General features: G+C 57.7%; 18 protein-coding genes, 4 tRNA genes and 1 pseudogene. 5 read left to right on the plus strand and 18 right to left on the minus strand.

Translation table 11 applies throughout. From position 1 onward, the window contains the following. Positions 1-4: 4 nt before the first annotated feature. Both AB4N91_RS16220 and AB4N91_RS16225 read right to left on the minus strand, forming a co-directional pair. Positions 5-922 carry a 1-aminocyclopropane-1-carboxylate deaminase/D-cysteine desulfhydrase gene (locus tag AB4N91_RS16220; protein WP_460111091.1) on the minus strand — a complete coding sequence of 306 codons (918 nt, stop codon included), beginning with the start codon at positions 920-922 and terminating at the stop codon, positions 5-7. Between the two features lie 190 nt (positions 923-1,112). Then, entirely contained in the window at positions 1,113-3,152 is a 2,040-nt protein-coding gene (locus AB4N91_RS16225) for an oxidoreductase (RefSeq protein ID WP_077749744.1), read from the minus strand. 208 nt (positions 3,153-3,360) lie between these two features. Between AB4N91_RS16225 and AB4N91_RS16230 the strand changes: the two genes are divergently transcribed. Further along, positions 3,361-4,491 carry a carbon-nitrogen hydrolase family protein gene (locus AB4N91_RS16230; protein WP_460111094.1) on the plus strand — a complete coding sequence of 377 codons (1,131 nt, stop codon included), beginning with the start codon at positions 3,361-3,363 and terminating at the stop codon, positions 4,489-4,491. A 3-nt stretch (positions 4,492-4,494) separates the two neighbouring features. After that, positions 4,495-5,535: an AraC family transcriptional regulator gene (locus AB4N91_RS16235; protein WP_102593407.1), complete on the plus strand. Its 1,041-nt coding sequence runs from the start codon at positions 4,495-4,497 to the stop codon at positions 5,533-5,535. Between the two features lie 345 nt (positions 5,536-5,880). Here AB4N91_RS16235 and AB4N91_RS16240 read toward each other — a convergent pair whose 3' ends face one another. The 11 genes from AB4N91_RS16240 to AB4N91_RS16290 form a co-directional block, all read right to left on the minus strand. Further along, positions 5,881-6,717, minus strand: coding sequence for a DUF2242 domain-containing protein (locus tag AB4N91_RS16240; RefSeq protein ID WP_145309551.1), 837 nt, complete (start codon positions 6,715-6,717; stop codon positions 5,881-5,883). A 229-nt stretch (positions 6,718-6,946) separates the two neighbouring features. After that, entirely contained in the window at positions 6,947-8,818 is a 1,872-nt protein-coding gene (locus AB4N91_RS16245) for a SurA N-terminal domain-containing protein (RefSeq protein WP_083377196.1), read from the minus strand. Between the two features lie 233 nt (positions 8,819-9,051). Beyond that, entirely contained in the window at positions 9,052-9,324 is a 273-nt protein-coding gene (locus AB4N91_RS16250; RefSeq protein WP_002552737.1) for an HU family DNA-binding protein, read from the minus strand. A 147-nt stretch (positions 9,325-9,471) separates the two neighbouring features. Further along, positions 9,472-11,868 carry an endopeptidase La gene (gene lon / locus AB4N91_RS16255; RefSeq protein WP_010458711.1) on the minus strand — a complete coding sequence of 799 codons (2,397 nt, stop codon included), beginning with the start codon at positions 11,866-11,868 and terminating at the stop codon, positions 9,472-9,474. Positions 11,869-12,030: 162 nt separating this feature from the next. After that, positions 12,031-13,314 carry an ATP-dependent Clp protease ATP-binding subunit ClpX gene (gene clpX, locus AB4N91_RS16260; protein ID WP_007946893.1) on the minus strand — a complete coding sequence of 428 codons (1,284 nt, stop codon included), beginning with the start codon at positions 13,312-13,314 and terminating at the stop codon, positions 12,031-12,033. Between the two features lie 112 nt (positions 13,315-13,426). Then, positions 13,427-14,062 carry an ATP-dependent Clp endopeptidase proteolytic subunit ClpP gene (clpP, locus tag AB4N91_RS16265; protein WP_010458706.1) on the minus strand — a complete coding sequence of 212 codons (636 nt, stop codon included), beginning with the start codon at positions 14,060-14,062 and terminating at the stop codon, positions 13,427-13,429. Positions 14,063-14,155: 93 nt separating this feature from the next. Then, positions 14,156-15,466, minus strand: a complete 1,311-nt coding sequence (gene tig / locus AB4N91_RS16270; RefSeq protein ID WP_010458704.1) for a trigger factor — start codon at positions 15,464-15,466, stop codon at positions 14,156-14,158. Positions 15,467-15,867: 401 nt separating this feature from the next. After that, positions 15,868-15,943: transfer RNA gene (locus tag AB4N91_RS16275), tRNA-His, on the minus strand. Between the two features lie 78 nt (positions 15,944-16,021). Further along, positions 16,022-16,106 (minus strand) — tRNA-Leu (locus AB4N91_RS16280). Positions 16,107-16,162: 56 nt separating this feature from the next. Further along, positions 16,163-16,238, minus strand: a tRNA-His gene (locus AB4N91_RS16285). A 32-nt stretch (positions 16,239-16,270) separates the two neighbouring features. After that, positions 16,271-16,347 (minus strand) — tRNA-Arg (locus AB4N91_RS16290). Positions 16,348-16,622: 275 nt separating this feature from the next. Between AB4N91_RS16290 and folD the strand changes: the two genes are divergently transcribed. Both folD and pbpG read left to right on the plus strand, forming a co-directional pair. Beyond that, entirely contained in the window at positions 16,623-17,477 is an 855-nt protein-coding gene (gene folD, locus AB4N91_RS16295) for a bifunctional methylenetetrahydrofolate dehydrogenase/methenyltetrahydrofolate cyclohydrolase FolD (RefSeq protein ID WP_010458702.1), read from the plus strand. Between the two features lie 237 nt (positions 17,478-17,714). Further along, positions 17,715-18,653, plus strand: a complete 939-nt coding sequence (gene pbpG / locus AB4N91_RS16300) for a D-alanyl-D-alanine endopeptidase (RefSeq protein WP_010458699.1) — start codon at positions 17,715-17,717, stop codon at positions 18,651-18,653. 55 nt (positions 18,654-18,708) lie between these two features. Here the strand turns inward: pbpG and AB4N91_RS16305 are convergent, their stop codons facing one another. The 3 genes and pseudogenes from AB4N91_RS16305 to AB4N91_RS16315 form a co-directional block, all read right to left on the minus strand. Beyond that, positions 18,709-18,924 carry a hypothetical protein gene (locus AB4N91_RS16305; protein ID WP_010458697.1) on the minus strand — a complete coding sequence of 72 codons (216 nt, stop codon included), beginning with the start codon at positions 18,922-18,924 and terminating at the stop codon, positions 18,709-18,711. Between the two features lie 17 nt (positions 18,925-18,941). After that, positions 18,942-19,148: a DUF6021 family protein gene (locus tag AB4N91_RS16310; RefSeq protein WP_010458694.1), complete on the minus strand. Its 207-nt coding sequence runs from the start codon at positions 19,146-19,148 to the stop codon at positions 18,942-18,944. A 94-nt stretch (positions 19,149-19,242) separates the two neighbouring features. Beyond that, positions 19,243-19,970, minus strand: a pseudogene (locus AB4N91_RS16315) (cysteine peptidase family C39 domain-containing protein). A gap of 167 nt (positions 19,971-20,137) precedes the next feature. Between AB4N91_RS16315 and AB4N91_RS16320 the strand changes: the two are divergent. Beyond that, a complete protein-coding gene (locus AB4N91_RS16320; protein WP_178082292.1) occupies positions 20,138-20,308 on the plus strand; it encodes a hypothetical protein in 171 nt (56 codons plus the stop codon). Between the two features lie 74 nt (positions 20,309-20,382). On the opposite strand, the gene AB4N91_RS16325 is transcribed toward AB4N91_RS16320, so the two are convergent. Both AB4N91_RS16325 and AB4N91_RS16330 read right to left on the minus strand, forming a co-directional pair. Continuing rightward, the gene (locus AB4N91_RS16325) at positions 20,383-21,132 is read right to left on the minus strand and encodes a TerC family protein (RefSeq protein ID WP_010458689.1); all 750 of its coding nucleotides are present in this window, start codon (positions 21,130-21,132) and stop codon (positions 20,383-20,385) included. 28 nt (positions 21,133-21,160) lie between these two features. Next, positions 21,161-21,403: a hypothetical protein gene (locus AB4N91_RS16330; protein WP_200668126.1), complete on the minus strand. Its 243-nt coding sequence runs from the start codon at positions 21,401-21,403 to the stop codon at positions 21,161-21,163. Positions 21,404-21,482 lie beyond the last annotated feature (79 nt).

Genomic DNA, 21,482 nt, shown 5'->3' on the forward strand with positions numbered 1-21,482 from the left:
GTTTTCAAGCTGCCCCCCGGCAGCCCTGCAATCCGCCCGTGTGGACGAAGATCAGCCGTGTGCCCTTTTCAAATGTTCCAGCCTCGACTTGCTGCTTGAGCATCAGCAGCGCCTTGCCGGTGTACAGCGGTTCGAGGGGAACTCCCGAAGCCTGTTCCGCCTGGTCGATGAAACTGAGCAGCAGAGGATCGACTTTGGCAAAGCCACCACGGCTGGCATCGAACAGTTCGTAAGCCACGTCATGACTACCCGCCTCTCGGACAATCGATTCAACCTGCTGTGCCACACCATGATCGTCGGGCACCGCGAGCGCGCCATACACCGGGTGTTCGCCCGCCTCCGCCAGCGTCAGGCCGGCCAGGGTCGTGCCGGTTCCGCAAGCCAGCCACCAACCGTCGTAATCGCTCCAGCCCAGGTCGCCGAGTTGATCGAGGACCATCGCCTTCAACTGCCTGCAACCCCGCGCCCCCCGAAGACCGCCGCCGCCTTCAGGCACCGGATACAGGTCGGGATATTGCACCTGCCAGGGCAGCCAGAAACCCGCTTCATGCCGCGCTCGATAACCGCCATAACCCAACCAGTGCAACTGCATGCCGAACGCTTGCAAGTCTTTCACCGTCGGTGTTTCCAGCGGATGACCGCGCAGCAGGCCGACCGTTTTGAAATCGAAACGTTTGCCGGCAGCTGCCAGTGCATGCAGATGATTGGAGTAGGCACCGCCGAGGCTGATGATGCCTTGGGCGCCAATCCGGTCAGCGGCGTTGAGGTGTTCGATGAGTTTGAACCACTTGTTGCCGCTGATCAGTGGATCGATCCGGTCGAGACGCAGGATGGCGACTTCGATGCTGGCCGTGGTGAGCCAGTCGAGGTCAAGGGGCTGGAGCGGGGCTTGGGGTAGCCAGTCGTTGGGAGGGAGAAGCATCAATGCCGGCTCTGGGTGAAGAGTCGGCATCTTAGCAGCCAATGTGTGGCGAGGGAGCTTGCTCCCGCTCGGCTGCGCAGCGGCCGCAAAACTGGCGACAGTGATTAACCTGACACACCACGATCGCTGATAGAGGGAGTCCTTCGGACTCCAACGGGAGCAAGCTCCCTCGCCACAGGGATTGAGTTGCTTACAACTCAGCAGCCAACCGCGAACCCTGATTGATCGCGCGCTTGGCATCCAACTCCGCCGCCACGTCCGCGCCACCAATCAAATGCACGTTCTGCCCGGCAGCCACCAGACCCTCCTGCAATTCACGCAGCGGATCCTGCCCGGCGCAGATCACGATGTTGTCCACCGGCAGCACCTGCGGCTCACCGGTTTCGCCGATGCGGATGTGCAGGCCTTCATCATCAATCTTCAAGTATTCGACGCTGTTGAGCATCTGCACCTGCTTGTTCTTAAGACCGGTGCGATGAATCCAGCCCGTGGTTTTGCCCAGGCCGTCACCGACCTTGGATTTCTTGCGTTGCAGCAGGAACACCTCGCGAGCCGGCGCATGGGGTTCAGCCTTGATGCCGGCAACACCGCCGCGCGCTTCAAGATGCGTGTCGATGCCCCACTCCTTCCAGAACGCATCGCGGTCCAGACTGGTGGAAACGCCTTGGTGAACCAGGAATTCCGACACGTCGAAACCGATACCGCCTGCGCCAATTACCGCGACACGCTTGCCCACCGGTTTACGCTCGAGAATCACGTCCAGGTAGCTCAGCACCTTGGCGTTTTCAACGCCGGGAATCGCCGGGGTTCTTGGGGCGATGCCGGTGGCCAGGATGATTTCGTCGTAACCGCCCTCAACCAGTTTCGCCACGTCGACACGGGTGTTCAGGCACACCTCGACGTTGGTAGTTTGCAGTTTGCGGTTGAAATAGCGCAGGGTTTCGACGAACTCTTCCTTGCCCGGCACACGCTTGGCAATGTTGAACTGACCGCCAATCTCGCTGGCCGAATCAAACAGCGTCACCGAGTGCCCACGCTCGGCCGCCACAGTGGCCGCGGACAGGCCCGCAGGACCGGCACCCACCACGGCGATTTTCTTGATCTGCTGCACGGGCAGGTAGTTAAGCTCGGTTTCATGGCAAGCACGGGGGTTCACCAGGCAGCTGGTCAACTTGCCGCCGAAGGTGTGATCCAGGCATGCCTGGTTGCAACCGATGCAGGTATTGATTTCGTCGCCACGGCCAGCGGCCGCCTTGTTGACGAAGTCCGGGTCGGCGAGGAACGGCCGCGCCATGGACACCATGTCGGCATCGCCTTCGGCCAGAATCTGCTCGGCCACTTCTGGCGTATTGATGCGGTTGGTGGTGATCAACGGAATGCTCACCGAACCACGCAGCTTGGCCGTGACTTTGCTGAACGCCGCACGCGGCACTTTGGTGGCGATGGTCGGAATCCGCGCTTCGTGCCAGCCGATGCCGGTGTTGATGATGGTCGCGCCGGCCTGCTCGATGGCTTTGGCCAGGGTCACGATCTCTTCCCAGCTGCTGCCGCCTTCCACCAGGTCGAGCATCGACAGGCGGAAGATGATGATGAAGTTCGGGCCGACCGCTTCGCGTACACGGCGGACGATTTCCACCGGCAGGCGCATACGGTTTTCGTAGCTGCCCCCCCAACGGTCGGTGCGGTGGTTGGTGTGGGCGGCGAGGAACTGGTTAATGAAATAACCTTCCGAACCCATGATCTCGACGCCGTCGTACTCGGCTTTTTGCGCCAGGGTCGAGCACGTGACGAAATCGCTGATCTGCTTCTCGATACCTTCCTCGTCCAGCTCTTTAGGCTTGAACGGGTTGATCGGCGCCTGAATGGCACTCGGCGCGACCTGTTTCGGGCTGTAGGCATAACGACCGGCGTGGAGGATCTGCATGCAGATCTTGCCGCCCGCCTCGTGCACTGCACGGGTCACGATCTGGTGCTTGAGCGCTTCTTCCTCGGTGGTCAGTTTGGCCGCGCCGGAATACACCCCGCCCTCATCGTTCGGACCAATGCCGCCGGTGACCATCAGGCCGACACCGCCGCGAGCACGCTCGGCGAAGTACGCCGCCATGCGTTCGAAACCACCAGGCTTTTCCTCAAGACCGGTGTGCATCGAACCCATCAGGGTGCGGTTGCGCAGCGTGGTGAAACCCAGGTCCAGCGGGGCCAACAGGTGCGGGTAATGAGCGGCGGCCATTTGTAACTCCACATCGAGCGATCACGGAAAAAATGCAGGAGCTCTTCGGCCCCCGTCAGTCATGTTGGACAGACTAAGAGTCGCGCCCCCGTCACTCAATGACCGAAACTGACAACTTATTGATCCAAATGTGCAGCGCCCCTTGGCAAGCGTCGGCATGGGCCCTACCCTAGTCGCGAACCCTGCACACGGCTGTCGACTGTTTTCCATGCGCAAACTTCTGTACCTGACTTTCTCCATGGCATTGATTGCCGCCCTCACGACCTACGCCATGTGGGCCGCGGACCGTCCGGTGGGTCATTACCTGTCGGACCTGCGCATCCAACTCGCGGTCGATCAAGGCACACCCGCCGATCGCGGCAATCTGCTGGGTATCCAGCCCGAGCTGTTTCCCACCGACTATCAAAGCCCCGAACGCCTGCACCGCAAGCTCGCCGCCTATTTGCAGCAGGCCCAGGACCAAGGCTTGCTCAATGAAAAGACCATCGTCGTGCTGCCCGAACATATCGGCACCTGGCTGATGGTCAGCGGCGAGAAAGATGAGCTGTACCAGGCGACCACACTTGAGGAAGCCATGAACTGGCTGGCGGTGAGCAATCCTGTGCAGTTCGTCCGTGCGTTGATCAGCGCCAAGGGCGACAGTCGTCTCGATGACGCTCACTTGCGAATGAAGGCCAAAAGCATGGCCAAGGATTATCAGACACTGTTCGGGGGGCTGGCGAAGGCGTTCAACGTGACCCTGGTGGCCGGCACTATCGTGCTGCCCGAACCGAGCATCATCGACGGAACACTGAAAGTCGGCCGCGGTGCGTTGTACAACAGCAGCGTGGTGTTCGGTCGCGACGGTGTGCCGATCGGCCAGCCGCAACGCCAGATGCATCCGGTCTTTGCTGACCATGACGTCATCCAGGCCAATGGCGAGCATACGCTCAACGTTGTCGACACACCGGCTGGACGCTTGGGCATACTGATCGGCAGCGACAGCTGGTACCCGGACAACTACCGCAAACTCGACGCACAGGGCGCCCATTTGGTGGCTGTTCCGGCGTATGTCGTTGGCCGCGACACCTGGGACAAACCGTGGCGGGGTTACAAGGGGCTGTCGACGCCCAGCTCCGTCAGCCTCAAGGCCGGTGAACTCAGTGAAGGCCAGGCCTGGCATCGTCTGACATTGACCGGCCAGCCGCCCAGCAGCCAGGCCATTGCCGGCATGAGCGTGTTCCTGCGCGGTCAATTCTGGGACAAGGGCAGCGCGGGTCAAAGTTTTCTCATCAACAACGGGCAGCAGTTCGCCGACGGCAACGCCCGTGGCGCGCGTTTGCTGAACCTCTGGTTGTAACCCATGAAACCGCTGCCGATGCGCCTTGGGGATCTGTCGGTGGGCTTTGTACACAGCCTGGCCGACGCCGTGCGCAGCCACGGTGTGGACCCGCAACCGTTGCTTGAGCAATACGGCCTCGATGCCGCGCGCCTGGCCGAAGCGGGGGCCCGGCTGTCGATCCCGCGCTACATGCGCCTGGGCCACGGAGCCATTCAACTGACCGATGACCCGGCGCTGGGTTTGCGCATGGGCCAGCTCAGTCGTCTGAGTCAGGCCGGCCTGGCCGGAGTCACCGCCGCCCAGGCGCCGACGGTTCGCGAAGCGGCGCGCTGCCTGATTCGTTTTGAAGCCCTGTATGGCTCCAACTACCGTGGTCAATCGAGCTTTCATGAAGACGCTCAGGGCGCGTGGCTGCGGTTCTATTCCATCAGTCCCTACAACGCCTACAACCGCTTCGTGGTGGATTCGATCATCGCCGGGTGGTTGCAGCAATTGTCCAGCGTGAGCCCTGCCCCGCTTCGCGCCGAACGGATCGAGATTGAGTTTGCCGAACCGGATTATCGTGAAGCATATGCCGCGCTGGGCGATTGTCCGATTCAGTTTGGTGCAGAACAGAATCAACTGCGCCTGAGCCTGGCCAGCCTCGCCCAGCGCAACCCGGAGCACTGCCCGAGTACCTGGCGACACTTGCTGCAACTCTGTGAGCGGGAACTGGAGCAACTGACACGCACCCGCAGCCTGCGTGAACGCATCACTCAGTTGCTGGGGCCATTGCTCAATGGTGGCCGGGAACCCGACCTGGAAGAAGTGGCGGCACGCCTGAAGCTGCCGACCTGGACCTTGCGTCGCAAACTCGCCGAGGAAGGCACGCAATTTCGCGCCATTCTCAATGACACGCGCCGCGACCTGGCCATGACCTACATTCGCGACACGGAACTGGCGTTCGGTGAAATCGCCTACCTGCTGGGTTTTGCCTCAGCCGAAGCTTTCCAACGCGCCTTCAAACGCTGGAACGGCCAGACACCCGGCGAGTTTCGCCGCAGCCATCGCCAATCCGCGTGATGCTCAAAGCTCTGTAGCGTCTTCTGCTGGCTCCAATGGGTCCAGTTCAAATGCCTGATACTCGAGCAGCTCTTCTTGATAATCGTCCATTGTGAAATCCCCCTACCGCTCGTTTAAAAATGCCTGAATAAATGACCAACGCCCCGAGCATAAAGTGCCCGCGTGAAAGAAAAATGACGCGGGCGCACCGCTCAGCGGCTACTTATAAAACGTAGCAGGCGGTCAGGAATTTATCACAGGATTTTTTCGATAAAGGCTGTAGGACTGCAGCCTGGTTGACGCGGATCAAACTAACAGCCATTTCGGGAACGGTGCCATCTGACACGATCCCGAAATGTACATCGATTACTGGCTGGCAGCCGGCATGGCCGAAATAGGCTCGCTCGGTGGCGGCAGGCTGGATTGCGGCGGTGGCGTAACGGTTTCCGGGGACGGAACCGGCTCCGGGTTTTCAACCGGGGTGATCGGCGCTGTTTCAGGCGGTGGTGCGACGGGTTCCGAGGCCGCGGGGGCTGGAGCAGGTTCAACTGCAGGCGCTGGCGCAGGCTCCGCAGCAGGGGCCGGCGTTGGGGCCAAAGGCGCCGGAGCAGCCTTGGCTTCCGGCATGCCCAGGTCGGTCTTGGGTTTCTCGGGGATGTGTGCAGCCTTTTTCGCTTCCGGCGGCAGGAACAACTCCACCAGCGCAAAGAAACGCTCGTAGAACTTGGCCGACGAGACGGTTTCGCTGGCAACCTTGACCATCGAATCGTCGGAGGAACCGATCGGCATCGACACCGAACCCAACACACCCACGCCCACACTGGCCGAGTTATTGGTTTTCTTCAGCGCATAACGGTCCTGCAGGGCGTTGGCGAACATGGTCGCATGATGGCCCTCACTGCCATCATCGGCACACACCACACTGAAGCTGATCTCCATGTGGGTCTCGCCGGTCTGCTGGAAGCTTTTGTGTCCGCTGACCAGCTTCGGGTCGGCGCTGGTGATGATATAGCCCTGGCTCAGCAACGCCCGACGGGCGGCTTCGCAGGTCTGCGCATCCGTCACCGGGTAATTGCGCGAAAACGTCCCGGAGTCATCGAAGTTCTCATGCTCGTAGATGGGGGCTTTCTTCGACGAGCAGCCGGCAGCGGCGGCCAGCAACAACGCCAGCCCGGCAACACGCATGGGAATTGATTTAAACATTGAACATCCTGAGGGAAACGGTCCGGGGCGTATTGTGCAACAGATCGATGCTTAGCGGAGCATCGATTAGTGTCTTAAAACATTTACAAGGCTACTGACTGTCAGCTATGGGAAAAAGTCCCGTCTGAGTGACCGAAGGGCCCCTCGGAAGTCGCGGCCTGGATCGCACACATAAAAAACCCCGGCCTTTCGGCCGGGGTCTTTATGGAACGGGCAACTCAGTCAAGCATCAGAAACGCTTGATCTCGGCCTGGCTTTCCAGCTGTTTGCGGTAGGCCGCAAAGTCCTGCTGGCCAATGCGCGAGGCGAGGAAGCGACGGTATTGGGCCTTCTCTTCTTCGGTCGGCGCGGCGGCTTCGTTCACGCCGTTCAGGCGCACGATCACGAGACTACCATCCGTCAGGGTCACGCTGCTGTAGGTCGGCTTGTCCTTGGCGACAGGTTTTGGCATGCGGAACAGCGCTTGCAGCACGGTTGGGTCAATCCCTTCCTGAGCGCGAGTTGCCGCTTCAGTCACTTTCCAGTTCTGACCGTCAATCGCCTTGTCCAGCGGAGTCTTGCCATCGCGCAGGCTGGCGATCAACTCATCAGCCTTGGTCTTGGCGGCAGCACTGGCGTGCTCCTTGGCCAACTGCGCACGAATGCTGGCATTGACGCTTTCCAGCGGCAGTTGCGCAGGCTTCAAGTGTTCCTTGGCGCGCAGCACGATCACGGTTTCCGGGTCCAGCTCGATGGCGGTGCTGTTGGCACCTTCATCCAGCACTTCAGGACTGAACGCCGCGGTGATCACGGCACGGTTAGCCGCCACACCTTCGCCACCCTCGCGGCCAAACGGCTTGGAGGTGTGGACAGTCAGCTTCAGGTCTTGCGCCGGCTGGGCCAGATCGGAGGACTCGAACGAAGAGTCTTCCAGTTGCTTGGTCGCCTCGACAAAACGCTGCTCGACCTGCTGGGTTTTCAGCTCACGGGTCAGCTTGTCTTTCAGGCTGGCCAGCGTCGGCACTTCCGGTGCTTCAACGCCCAACAGTTTGATCAGGTGGAAACCGAAGTCAGTGCGAATCGGTGCCGACACTTGATCCTTGGCCAACGCATACAGCGCGGTTTCAAATGCAGGGTCGTATACACCAGGGCCTGCGTAGCCCAGGTCACCGCCGTTGTTCGCCGAACCCGGGTCCTGGGAGAATTCCTTGGCCAGCGCCTCGAATTTCTCGCCTTTGGCCAGACGCGCCTGAATGTCTTCGATCTTGGCCTTGGCTTGCGCCTCGGTCACTTTATCGTTCACTTCGATCAGAATGTGCGCAGCCCGGCGTTGCTCGGACAGGTTCGCGATTTCTTTCTGATACGCCGCTTGCAGGTCTTCGTCCTTGACGCTGACCTGATCGAAGAAGGAAGACTTCTTCAATTCCAGGTAATCGATGACAACCTGATCCGGCGTCATGAATTCCTTGGCATGTTCGTCGTAGTAGGCCTTGACCTCATCGTCGGTCAGCTTCACCGCTGCCGGGTCAACCTTGACGTTCAGGGAAGCGAAATCGCGGGTCTGTTTTTCCAGACGGGCGAAGGCCAGAACCTGTGCGTCGGTGACGAAACCGCTACCCGCCAGGCCAGCGCGCAGCTGACCGATCAGCATTTCCTGAGCCAGCATCTGGCGGAATTGCATGCGGCTGTAGCCCAGTTGACGAATCACCTGATCGAAGCGCTCAGCACTGAACTTGCCATCCACCTGGAACTCAGGTGTTTGCAGGATCACTTGGTCCAAGGCCGCTTCGGAGAAAGCGAATTTCGATTCTTCTGCGCCTTGCAGCAGCAGTTTGCGGTCGATCAAGCCTTTGAGAGCCGATTCGCGCAGCATTTTTTCGTCGAGCAAGGAAGCGTCGAAATCCTTGCCCAGCTGTTGCATCAGCTGACGGCGTTGCATATCGACCGCCTGGCTCAGCTCGTTCTGGCTGATTTCTTCGCCGTTAACCTTGGCCGCATCATTACGACTGGTGGTGGCCTGAAAAATGGCGTCGAAACCGGTCAAAGCCATCAGTGCAACGATGACCCCGATAATGGTCTTGGCAATCCAGCCTTGTGAATTGTCCCTGATATTCTGCAGCATGCGTCCCCCAGAAACGGTTGAACTTCAAAATTAGGCAACCGTGGAGCGTGGGTAGAATCCGGATAGAAGAAAGGCGCATCCGAGGATGCGCCTTCTCGTAACTGGCGGAGCGGACCAAGGGTTCGAACTTGCGACCCTCGGCGTCTCGGACCGGCAACTTGCCGACTGGACTACCGCTCCGCTGCCAGGTCAGGCATGACCCCGACCCGGATAGGCAAAAACCTGAAACGAACTTAGTTGACAGCTTCTTTCAGTGCTTTACCGGCTTTGAAACCTGGTTTTTTGGCTGCTGCGATTTCCAGCGTCTTACCGGTCTGTGGGTTACGACCAATGCGAGCTGGACGATCGGTAACGGAGAAGGTACCGAAACCAACCAGAACAACAGAGTCGCCAGCCTTGAGAGCGCCAGTGACGGATTCGATTACAGCGTCCAGCGCACGGCCAGCAGCAGCTTTCGGGATATCAGCGGATGCAGCGATAGCATCAATCAGTTCCGACTTGTTCACTCTAAGTCCCCTTATATCTATTTGAGTATGATTCTAAGTTTTTTGGTGAAAGCAAAAACGAGTGCTGAATGGCCTACAGACACTTAAGAGCCGCTTTATAACAAGGGCTCTAAAAAGCTGTCAACAAGCCACTCAGGCAAATGCGTACTAATGCGTGCTAATTCTTTCCTTAGAGTCAGACTCGCGTTTTTCATCCTTTGCAACTATCTCTGGAACCACATCTGGCAGCGGCTCCGGCGCGTATTGCAGCGCAATTTGCAGGACCTCGTCAATCCATTTAACCGGTTTAATCTGCAGATCTTGCTTGATATTGTCAGGAATTTCCTTCAGATCGCGCACGTTCTCTTCAGGAATGATCACGGTCTTGATCCCGCCACGGTGAGCAGCCAGCAGTTTTTCCTTCAATCCGCCAATCGCCAACACCTGGCCACGCAAGGTGATTTCGCCTGTCATGGCAACATCCGCACGTACTGGAATCCCGGTCAATGCCGACACCAGGGCCGTGCACATGCCTACGCCGGCGCTAGGGCCGTCTTTCGGGGTCGCCCCTTCCGGCATGTGGATGTGCGTGTCGCGCTTCTCGTGGAAGTCCAGGGGAATCCCCAGGCTCTTCGCACGGCTGCGCACAACGGTCAGCGCGGCCGTGATCGATTCGACCATCACATCACCCAGCGAACCGGTCTTGATCAACTGGCCTTTACCCGGCACAACAGCAGCTTCGATGGTCAGCAATTCACCACCCACCTGAGTCCATGCCAGACCGGTGACCTGACCGATCTGATCCTGCGATTCAGCCAGACCGTAGCGGAATTTGCGCACACCCAGGAAGTGTTCCAGCATCTCGGCAGTGACCTTCACCGAGAAGCGTTTTTCCAGTGCGTGCTCTTTGACCGCCTTGCGGCAAACCTTCGCAATCTGGCGTTCCAGCCCACGCACACCGGCTTCGCGGGTGTAGTAGCGGATGATGTCGCGGATCGCTTCGGCGTCGAATTCCAGCTCGCCTTTCTTCAAGCCGTTGGCAGTAATCTGCTTGGGCGAGAGGTATTTGACGGCGATGTTGATCTTTTCGTCTTCGGTGTAGCCAGGCAGACGAATCACTTCCATCCGGTCGAGCAGCGCCGGCGGAATATTCATGGAGTTCGAGGTGCACAGGAACATCACATCGGACAAGTCGTAGTCGACTTCCAGATAGTGATCGTTGAAGTTGTGGTTCTGCTCCGGATCGAGCACTTCCAGCAACGCCGACGCCGGATCGCCACGCATGTCGCTGCCCATTTTGTCGATTTCATCGAGCAGGAACAGCGGGTTGCGGACGCCCACCTTCGTCATCTTTTGAATCAATCTTCCTGGCATCGAACCGATGTAAGTCCGGCGATGACCACGAATTTCCGCTTCGTCACGCACGCCACCGAGGGCCATACGGACAAATTTGCGGTTGGTGGCGTGAGCGATCGACTCTGCCAGAGAGGTTTTACCCACCCCTGGAGGACCGACCAGGCACAACACCGGACCACGAATTTTCTTCACGCGCTTTTGCACGGCGAGGTATTCGAGGATCCGCTCTTTGACTTCTTCCAGACCGTAGTGGTCTGCATCAAGAATGTCTTCTGCGCGCGCAAGGTCCAGGCGCACTTTGCTCTGGGCCTTCCACGGCACCTGAACCAGCCAGTCGATGTACGAACGCACCACGGTCGCTTCCGCGGACATTGGCGACATTTGTTTCAACTTGTTCAGTTCACCCTGGGCCTTGGCCAAGGCATCTTTGGGCAGGCCCGCGGCATCGATGCGCTTTTTCAGCTCTTCGATTTCGTTGTGGCCTTCGTCGCTGTCGCCGAGCTCTTTCTGAATGGCCTTCATCTGCTCATTCAGGTAGTACTCGCGCTGGCTGCGCTCCATTTGTTTCTTGACGCGACCGCGAATGCGTTTTTCGACCTGCAGCAGGTCGATCTCGGCATCCAGCAACGCCAGAACGTGCTCGACCCGGGCCGACAAATCGATGATTTCGAGGATTTCCTGCTTCTGCTCGATCTTCAGGGCCATGTGAGCGGCCATGGTGTCGACCAGGCGACCCGGCTCGTCGATGCTGTTGAGCGACGAGAGGACTTCAGCCGGGACTTTCTTGCCCAGCTGCACATATTGTTCGAACTGAGCCAAAAGGCTGCGGACGAACACTTCCGACTCGCGCTCAGGCGCGTCGACTTCGTCGATCAGCGAGACTTCGGCACGGCAGTGGCCGTCCACTTCGCTGAAGCGCTCCACGGCGCCCCGCTGCTCGCCTTCGACCAGAACCTTGACCGTGCCGTCAGGCAGCTTGAGCAGCTGCAGAACGGTCGCAATGGTGCCTACGCGATAAAGTGCATCTTCACCGGGATCGTCGTCAGCAGGGTTTCTCTGAGCCAGCAGAAGAATCTGCTTGTCGCCCGTCATCGCAGCCTCGAGGGCTTCGATGGATTTCTCGCGCCCCACGAACAGCGGGATAACCATGTGCGGATAAACCACAACATCACGCAATGGCAGGAGAGGCAATTCGATGGTTGTCTTCATGATTTCGCCTCTACGGCGGCCATATGGCCGTAAACAGATGGAAGTAAGCTTGAAACCAAGATGGGGGCTGCTTTGAAAAAAAACAAGCGCAAAGAGGGTGTTAAAAACGCTTTAAAAGAAAAGGGGCCCGAAGGCCCCTTCTTTGTTCCAGCTGCCGGACGCTTAAGCGTCTGGCGCAGCCTTGGCAGCCGGCTCACTGTTTTCGTAGATATACAGTGGCTTGGACTTGCCTTCTATAACGCTTTCGTCGATCACTACTTTACTCACCTCGGACTGCGAGGGGATTTCATACATAGTGTCGAGCAATACACCTTCGAGAATCGAACGCAGTCCACGGGCACCGGTCTTGCGTTCCAGAGCACGTTTGGCGACCGACTTCAGTGCGTCGGCCCGGAATTCCAGGTCTACACCTTCCATCTCGAACAGCTTGGCATACTGCTTGGTCAAAGCATTTTTCGGCTCGGTGAGAATCTGCATTAACGCAGCTTCATCAAGCTCGTCCAGCGTGGCAAGGACCGGCAGACGACCGACGAACTCCGGGATCAGACCGAACTTGACCAGATCGTCAGGCTCGACTTCACGCAGGGATTCACCCACCTTCTTGCCTTCTTCCTTGCTGCGAACTTCCGCGTTGAAACCGATGCCGCCCTTGGTGGAACGGTTTTGAATAACCTTTTCCAGACCGGAGAACGCACCACCGCAGATGAACAGGATGTTACGGGTGTCGACCTGAAGGAATTCCTGCTGCGGATGCTTGCGACCACCTTGCGGCGGAACGGAAGCGACCGTGCCTTCGATCAACTTGAGCAGGGCCTGCTGCACGCCTTCACCGGAAACGTCCCGGGTGATCGACGGGTTGTCAGACTTGCGCGAGATCTTGTCGATTTCGTCGATGTAGACAATGCCCATCTGGGCTTTTTCCACGTCGTAATCGCACTTCTGCAGCAGCTTCTGAATGATGTTCTCGACATCTTCACCCACGTAACCCGCCTCGGTGAGGGTGGTTGCATCGGCGATGGTGAACGGAACGTTCAGCAAGCGGGCCAGTGTTTCGGCAAGCAGGGTTTTACCCGAGCCTGTCGGGCCGATCAGCAAGATGTTGCTTTTGCCAAGTTCGACGTCGTCATTCTTTTTGTCGCGCTGGTTCAGACGCTTGTAGTGGTTGTACACCGCTACGGCCAGAACCTTTTTCGCACGCTCCTGACCAATCACGTACTGATCAAGGATGCCGCTGATTTCTTTAGGCGAAGGCAATTTATGCGCGCTGCTTTCGGCCTGGGCTTCCTGCACCTCCTCTCGGATGATGTCATTGCACAGGTCGACGCACTCGTCGCAGATAAAGACCGAGGGGCCGGCAATCAATTTGCGTACTTCATGCTGGCTTTTGCCACAGAAGGAGCAATAGAGCAGCTTGCCGTTGTCCTCGCCGTTGCGGGTGTCAGTCATTCGTTCGATCCAAATCCGATAGGCTTGCAACACAAGATGAAGGCTATTGCGGGCTTTTTCAAGCCCGCCGGTGATCGGACCAGCCGACCCACCCTATTTTGAGCTGCTTAATTTAAGCGGGGCGCTGGTTGATCACTTCATCGATCAACCCGTACTCACGCGCGGCTTCTGCACTCATGAAGTTATCGCGGTTGGTATCGCGCTCGATTTCTTCAAGTGTGTGGCCGCTGTGCTTGGCCATCAGCGTGTTGAGACGCTCACGAATGAAGAGAATTTCCTTGGCATGGATTTCGATATCCGAAGCCTGGCCTTGGAAACCGCCCAGTGGCTGGTGAATCATCACGCGCGAATTCGGCAGGCAATAACGCTTGCCGGCGGCACCGGCCGTCAAAAGGAAGGCGCCCATGCTGCAGGCCTGACCAATACAGGTGGTCGATACATTGGGTTTGATGAACTGCATGGTGTCATAGATCGACATGCCCGCTGTCACCGAACCGCCCGGGGAGTTGATATAGAGATGGATGTCCTTGTCCGGGTTTTCCGCTTCAAGGAACAGCAATTGCGCACAAATCAGGTTGGCCATGTAGTCCTCTACCGGGCCAACCAGAAAAATCACTCGTTCCTTGAGAAGGCGCGAGTAGATGTCATAGGCGCGCTCGCCACGAGCAGACTGCTCGACAACCATCGGGACCAGGCCGCCAGCGGCCTGGATATCAGAGTTCTGCTGAATATACGAATTACGGAACATGCTCTGCAGTCACTCCCAAATAGTTATGTCTTGAATACGCATAAGCCAGCACGAAGGCTGGCTTATGGTGTGTGCTTCTTACCGCAAAAACGATCAGTCGGCTTGTGGAGCTTCTACCGGCTTGACTGCTTCTTCGTAAGAGACCGATTTGTCGGTCACGCTAGCTTTCTGCAGAACAGTATCCACAACTTGTTCTTCCAGCACAACCGAACGAACTTCGTTCAGTTGCTGGTCGTTCTTGTAGTACCAGGACACAACCTGCTCAGGCTCTTGGTAGGCCGAAGCCATTTCCTGAATCATTTCACGAACGCGGGCTTCGTCAGGCTTGAGGTCGAATTGCTTGACCACTTCAGCCACGATCAGACCCAGAACAACACGGCGCTTGGCTTGTTCTTCGAACAGCTCGGCCGGCAGTTGGTCAGGCTTGATGTTGCCGCCGAACTGCTGAACAGCCTGCACGCGCAGACGGTCAACTTCGTTGGACAGCAGCGCCTTAGGCACTTCGATCGGGTTGGTGGCCAGCAGACCGTCCATTACCTGATTCTTGACCTTGGATTTGATCGCCTGACGCAGTTCACGCTCCATGTTCTTGCGAACTTCGGTGCGGAAGCCTTCCAGGCCCGTTTCCTTGATGCCGAATTGAGCGAAGAATTCTTCGTTCAGTTCTGGCAGTTTCGGCTCGGAAACAGTGTTCACGGTCACGGTGAACTCAGCGGTTTTGCCAGCCAGGTCGAGGTTCTGATAGTCCTCCGGGAAGGTCAGGTTCAGCACGCGCTCTTCGCCGGCTTTAGCGCCAACCAGGCCGTCTTCGAAACCAGGGATCATGCGGCCGGAACCCAGCACCAGCTGAGTACCCTTGGCAGAACCGCCAGCGAACACTTCACCGTCAACCTTGCCAACGAAATCGATGTTCAGTTGGTCTTCGTTCTGAGCGGCGCGCTCAGCCACTTCGAAACGGGTGTTCTGCTTGCGCAGCACGTCCAGCATCTTGTCCAGATCGGCGTCAGCCACGTCAGCGCTCAGGCGCTCTACGGTGATGCCGTCGAAGCCAGCAACGGTGAACTCAGGGAACACTTCGAAAACTGCAACGTATTCCAGATCTTTGCCAGCTTCCATCGATTTAGGCTCGATCGAAGGAGCGCCAGCCGGGTTCAGCTTTTGCTCGACAACAGCTTCGTAGAACGAAGACTGGATCACATCGCCTACAGCTTCCTGACGCGCATCAGCACCGAAACGGCGCTTGATTTCGCTCATTGGCACTTTGCCTGGACGGAAGCCAGCAATCTTGGCCTTTTGGGCAGTCTGCTGCAGACGCTTGTTGACCTGAGTCTCGATGCGCTCAGCCGGCACGGTGATGCTCATGCGGCGCTCAAGAGCAGAAGTATTTTCAACAGAAACTTGCATGGATATTCCTCGTTGCACAGACGTTAGCCGGCCGTTTCCGACCCCAGAATCAAGGGCATGCATTCTAGTGGGTCAAACTCAAGAAGTCACCCTACTGAAAACGGGTAAAAAAGCAGCAGGCAATTTATAGGCGGGGACAAACGGTTGTGCCTCGCCCTGTTAGCAAATACAGCCAGTCACGCCAGGGCTCTGCACCAATCCTTCTATATATAGAAGAAGTTGCCAATCATCTCCCTGACAGCCGGTCTTGCGAGCAAGCCGGCGGGCGGCGCGGCATCATCGAGAAACATAAATACGACGAAACACCCCACCCCTGCGACCCAGGACATGCAGCCGCTTGACACTCGAACCGCTAAAACAAAAAAGGCGCCAGACTGTTAAATCTGGCGCCTCTCGAAATATGGGGTGGACGAAGGGGATCGAACCCTCGACAACGGGAGTCACAATCCCGTGCTCTACCAACTGAGCTACGCCCACCATATTGCCTTGCAAAGAAGCCAATCAACTCCCTTGCTGCGCCCCAACCAGGCCAACCGGCTTGAGTGAAGCTTTATTTGGTGCGGATGAAGAGACTCGAACTCTTACACCTTGCGGCGCTGGAACCTAAATCCAGTGTGTCTACCAATTCCACCACATCCGCGTTTGAAGCTGTTAAAGCAAAGGCGCCAGACTGTTAATCTGGCGCCTTTTGAAATATGGGGTGGACGAAGGGGATCGAACCCTCGACAACGGGAGTCACAATCCCGTGCTCTACCAACTGAGCTACGCCCACCATATCGCGCTACTTGTGCCAAAGCTGCCTAATGGCGCACCCGGCAGGACTCGAACCTGCGACCATCCGCTTAGAAGGCGGATGCTCTATCCAGCTGAGCTACGGGCGCCTTATTAATCTGTACTCTTGGAGGACTACAAACTAAGAGCTTTCCAGTCTCGCAGAACCGTAATTCCGCTTGACCTTCTCATCCAGTGCTAGGCTGTGCCCGACAAGTGCGACGAATAGTATAGAGCGCCCCGAAGGCCGTCAAATGCTTTTTATAAAAAATTCATTTAATTAAAGGGCTTAGAGGAATTTGCAGACCAAGCGCCTTTGCCCTCACCTCATGACATGCGAGAATGCGTTCTCTTTTTTTCCCCTCTCGATGGTTAATCACGCGCAATGACTGCACAACTAATCGACGGCAAATCGATCGCCGCCAGCCTGCGCCAGCAGATCGCCAAACGAGTCACCGAGCGTCGCGAGCAAGGCCTGCGCACCCCGGGCCTCGCGGTGATCCTGGTCGGCAGCGATCCCGCCTCTCAGGTTTATGTCTCGCACAAGCGTAAAGACTGTGAAGAGGTCGGCTTCATTTCCCAAGCCTACGACCTGCCTTCCGAAACCACTCAAGAAGCACTGACCGACCTGATCGATCGCCTGAACGACGATCCGGCAATTGACGGCGTTCTGCTTCAGCTTCCTTTACCTGAGCACCTGGATGCCTCCAAATTGCTGGAGCGCATTCGTCCAGATAAAGACGTCGACGGCTTCCATCCTTATAACGTCGGCCGCCTGGCCCAGCGCATCCCGTTGCTGCGTCCGTGCACCCCCAAAGGCATTATGACCTTGCTGGAAAGCACCGGTGTCGACCTTTACGGGATGGACGCGGTGGTCGTCGGAGCCTCCAACATCGTTGGCCGTCCGATGGCGATGGAATTGCTGCTCGCCGGTTGCACCGTGACCGTCACCCACCGCTTCACCAAGGATCTGGCCGGCCACGTCGGCCGTGCCGACCTGGTTGTCGTCGCCGCCGGCAAACCGGGCCTGGTCAAAGGTGAGTGGATCAAGGAAGGCGCGATCGTGATCGACGTCGGCATCAACCGCCAGGAAGACGGCAAACTGGTCGGTGACGTCATCTACGAAACCGCCCTGCCCCGCGCTGGCTGGATCACGCCGGTACCGGGCGGTGTTGGCCCGATGACGCGTGCCTGCCTGCTGGAAAACACGCTGTACGCGGCAGAAACACTGCACAGCTGAGTGCCTGCTTCGAAATAAGCGATGTACAAAAGAACCCCGCCAATGGCGGGGTTCTTTTTGCCTGGGGTGAAAGATCGACCATCCGCCGGAAAATGACTTTTTTTTCATGTTTCCAAGGACTTTCACCTCCTCCTTGAACAACCATCGACAGTTATTCAGCCATACTCCAGAATGTCGCGCTTTTTACGAAATAACCCGTTACATAACGGCTTATCAACACCTTATGAGTCCGCCAGCGTGAAAATCCGTCTTTCCATCCTGAGCCTATTTTTTGTATTTACAGGGACGTTCATCACGCCAATCGCCAGCGCCGCGGAGACCACCGCAGCCCCCCGAGACACGAAACAACTCAAGCTCGCTTCCGGCAGCTCTTTGCTGCTGGATATGCAGACCAACAAAGTCATCTATGCCAGCAACCCCGATGTGGTTGTCCCTATCGCCTCGGTCAGCAAATTGATGACCGGTCTGGTTGTGGTCGAAGCCAGGCAGAACATGGACGAGTACATCAATATCAACATCAGCGACACGCCAGAAATGAAAGGCGTGTTTTCCCGGGTCAAACTCAAAAGCGAATTGCCGCGCAGGGAAATGCTGCTGATCGCCCTGATGTCCTCGGAAAACCGTGCAGCGGCGAGCCTGGCTCATCATTATCCGGGTGGCTACGTCGCATTCATTGCCGCGATGAACGCCAAGGCAAAGGCGCTGGGCATGACCAGCACCCACTTCGTCGAGCCGACGGGCCTCTCCCCGCGTAACGTCTCTACCGCCCGCGACCTGAGCAAATTGCTGATCGCCGCACACAAATACCCGTTATTGACCGAGTTGAGCACCACCAAGGAAAAAACCGTCACCTTCCGCAAACCCAACTACAGCCTGGGTTTCCGTAACACCGACCATTTGGTCCGCAAGCCAAACTGGGACATCAAGCTGACCAAAACCGGGTTCACCAACGAAGCCGGTCACTGCCTGGTGTTGGTGACCAGCATGGGCAATCGCCAAGTGGCGCTGGTGATTCTCGACGCCTTCGGCAAGTACACGCATTTTGCCGATGCCGCCCGCATCCGCAGCTGGGTGGAAACCGGCAAAGGCGCAGACGTGCCGTCGGTAGCCTTGCAGTACAAGTCGGACAAGAACCTCAAGCACCGCCAGAGCGGTGTGGTTGAAGCCTCGAAATAAGTCAGCGACAGAAAAAACAAAGCCCCGATCATTCGGGGCTTTTTTTCGTCTGGCGTTAATCGTTGGGCAGCGGCATCTGATCGTCATCCGGAATGCCATCCCCGGCGCTTGGATCTTTCATGCCATGGGGATGCTCCGTCGGGACCACCATCGGACGGGCCAACGGATCCCTTAACGGATCGTTCGGATCCATCACCGGATCAACACCCTCTTCAGGGGTCGTTGGAACACTGTCCGGACGTTTGTCGTTGAAACTCGAATCAGTAGACATACGCACCTCACCAAGGGTTAGGGTTTCAGATCAGCGAGTGGGTCGTAAGGCTTCGCCGGAGCCTTGGGATTGTCGCCCGGCTTTACATCCCTCGGCGCCTTGGCAGGACCGATGGGATCGACCTGAGGGTCGGCGAGGTCCGGCGAATCGGGGTCGAATCCCAATTCGTCGCCCGAAGAATGTTCGGATGAATGCGGGCCGTCGGGGGTATTGGAATGTGCCATGGGGCGCCTCCTGGGATCTGGCCCGGAGAAACCGGGTCTTGTCCTTTAGAGGCCAGGCATGCCCGACGGTGCCGGGCACATGACGAACGGAAGCTTATTGTGCGGTCAACGCCTTCTTCGCGCGGGCAGCGGCCTGTTCCTGACCGGCCTGGCCAAGATCGCTCGCCGCCTTCAGCCAGCGCTGCTGATCAACGTTGGCAGGGATCTGATTGGGTTTCTGAATCAATACGGCCCAGCCGCCAGCATCCTTGAAAGAGGACTCAAACGAACTGAAGCTCATCAAGTTCCGGCGATTCATCCCGGCACGCAGCAACACCGTCTGCTTCTGGCGATTGTATCCGGCGAGAATGGCGTAACGCGGCTCAGCCCAGAGCGCCGAGCCTTCAGTGAAGCGCACCATCACCGGATAACCGGCCGCGACCTGGGTCAACAGCGCCGGCAAATGGCTGTCGAGGGGATACACCACCATCCCGTACTCACGCGCCAGGTTTTGCATATTCTGTTGCAGCTGTGCTTCGGCGCCGGGCAAGTGCAGGGGTTTTTGCAGCAACCCGGGCGTAATCACGATGCCCTGCTGTGCCAGCATGCTGGCCAATACCTGTGGCCCGCTCTGATAGTCCTGGCCACGGTAGAACGTGCCGCTGAGTTCTACCCGCTCGGGCAACCGCTTGATCTCCGGCGCCACACTCCCTGCGCATCCGGCCAAACCTGCAACGCAGCCGACAATCAGCGCCGCCGCTCGAATTCGAGAAAATACCCGCACGATCATCACTCTCTTGTTCAGACGCCAGTCAATACGCTCCCGGCTTGGCCGTCGATCATAGGACGCCACGCGGTGGCGGTATAGCCTTAACCTACAGTTGAGTGCATTCAATAGAGCGAACTGGTTGATGACAGCCGACCTTTGGTCAATAGCCTGAAACACAGCAGCGACTAGACTGTCATTTGCAAAGAGTGTGTGCCCGATGCAGGGCAAAGAGGAGGCACTGATGAGCCTGACAATGACAATCGTGATGTTGATTTCCGGCTGGCTGGCCGTGGCCGCCGCCATGCTGTGGGGCGTTTTGCGGATTACCCGTCGGCACCATCACCACCCCGTTCAATCGGCGCCTTTGGCGAAGACCGACAAACCACCGGTCCACCACGCGACCGCGCACTGATCCTTCGGATTCGCCAACAAAAACGGCCGCCTGGGCTCTTTCGAGCGCAGGCGGCCGTTTCGTTTTTCCGCGGGTTAAGCTTCAGCCGCTATTTTCTTCTGCTTGGCCCGACGCGACATCATGTTCAAGCCCTCGATGGTCGCCGAGAAAGCCATGGCCGCATAGACGTAGCCTTTAGGCACGTGAGCCCCGAAACCTTCAGCGATCAGTGTCATACCGATCATGATCAGGAAGCCCAGCGCCAGCATCACCACGGTCGGGTTGTCGTTGATGAATTTGGCCAGAGGATCAGCCGCCAGCAACATCACCAGCACCGACACCACTACGGCGATGATCATGATCGGCAAATGCTCGGTCATGCCCACAGCGGTAATGATGCTGTCGATGGAAAACACCATGTCCAGCATCAGGATCTGACCGATCGCGGCAGCAAAGCCCAGGGTCACGGTCGAGGTCGCCGACATCGGATCATCCGGGGCCGGGTCCATGCTGTGATGGATCTCGGTAGTCGCCTTCCACAACAGGAACAGGCCACCGGCGATCAGGATCATGTCCTTCCAGGAGAACGCATGGCCGAGAATATCGATCACAGGCTCGGTCAACTGGACGATGAACGCGATAGTGCTCAGCAGGCCCAGTCGCAGAATCAGCGCCATGCCGATACCGATGCGGCGTGCTTTCTGCCGATGCTGCTCGGGCAGCTTGTTGGTCAGGATCGAGATGAAGATCAGGTTATCGATGCCGAGCACGATTTCCATGACGATCAACGTGGCCAGGGCGACCCAGGCGGTGGGGCTTGCAGCAAGTTCTAAAAGATATTCCATGGGTCAGTCCTGACTCGTTGTAGACGGTTTAGATTTCCTGGGACGAAGATTCGGTTTTGCGCTGGTCTTCGGCCGATGATTCTTTCTTGCTGATCAGGCCGCCGGTGGCATCACTGATCGCTTGTTCGGCGGCTTTGTGGGTGTCGTCGATCGCCTGTTTGGCGGATTCGGCAGCCTTGCCCATCAATTGCTGCGCGCTTTTCTCGGCCTGGTCGCAACCGGCCAATACCAGTAAAGACGCAATCAACAGTGCCGTGGTTTTAAGCTTCATGATGCTTTCCTCGATAGAACAAAACGGGCCGAAACGATGGCCCGTTGATAGCGAGGCATTCTAGGGAGGCAAACACTTC

It is taken from the genome of Pseudomonas sp. H3_D04 (assembly GCF_054669175.1).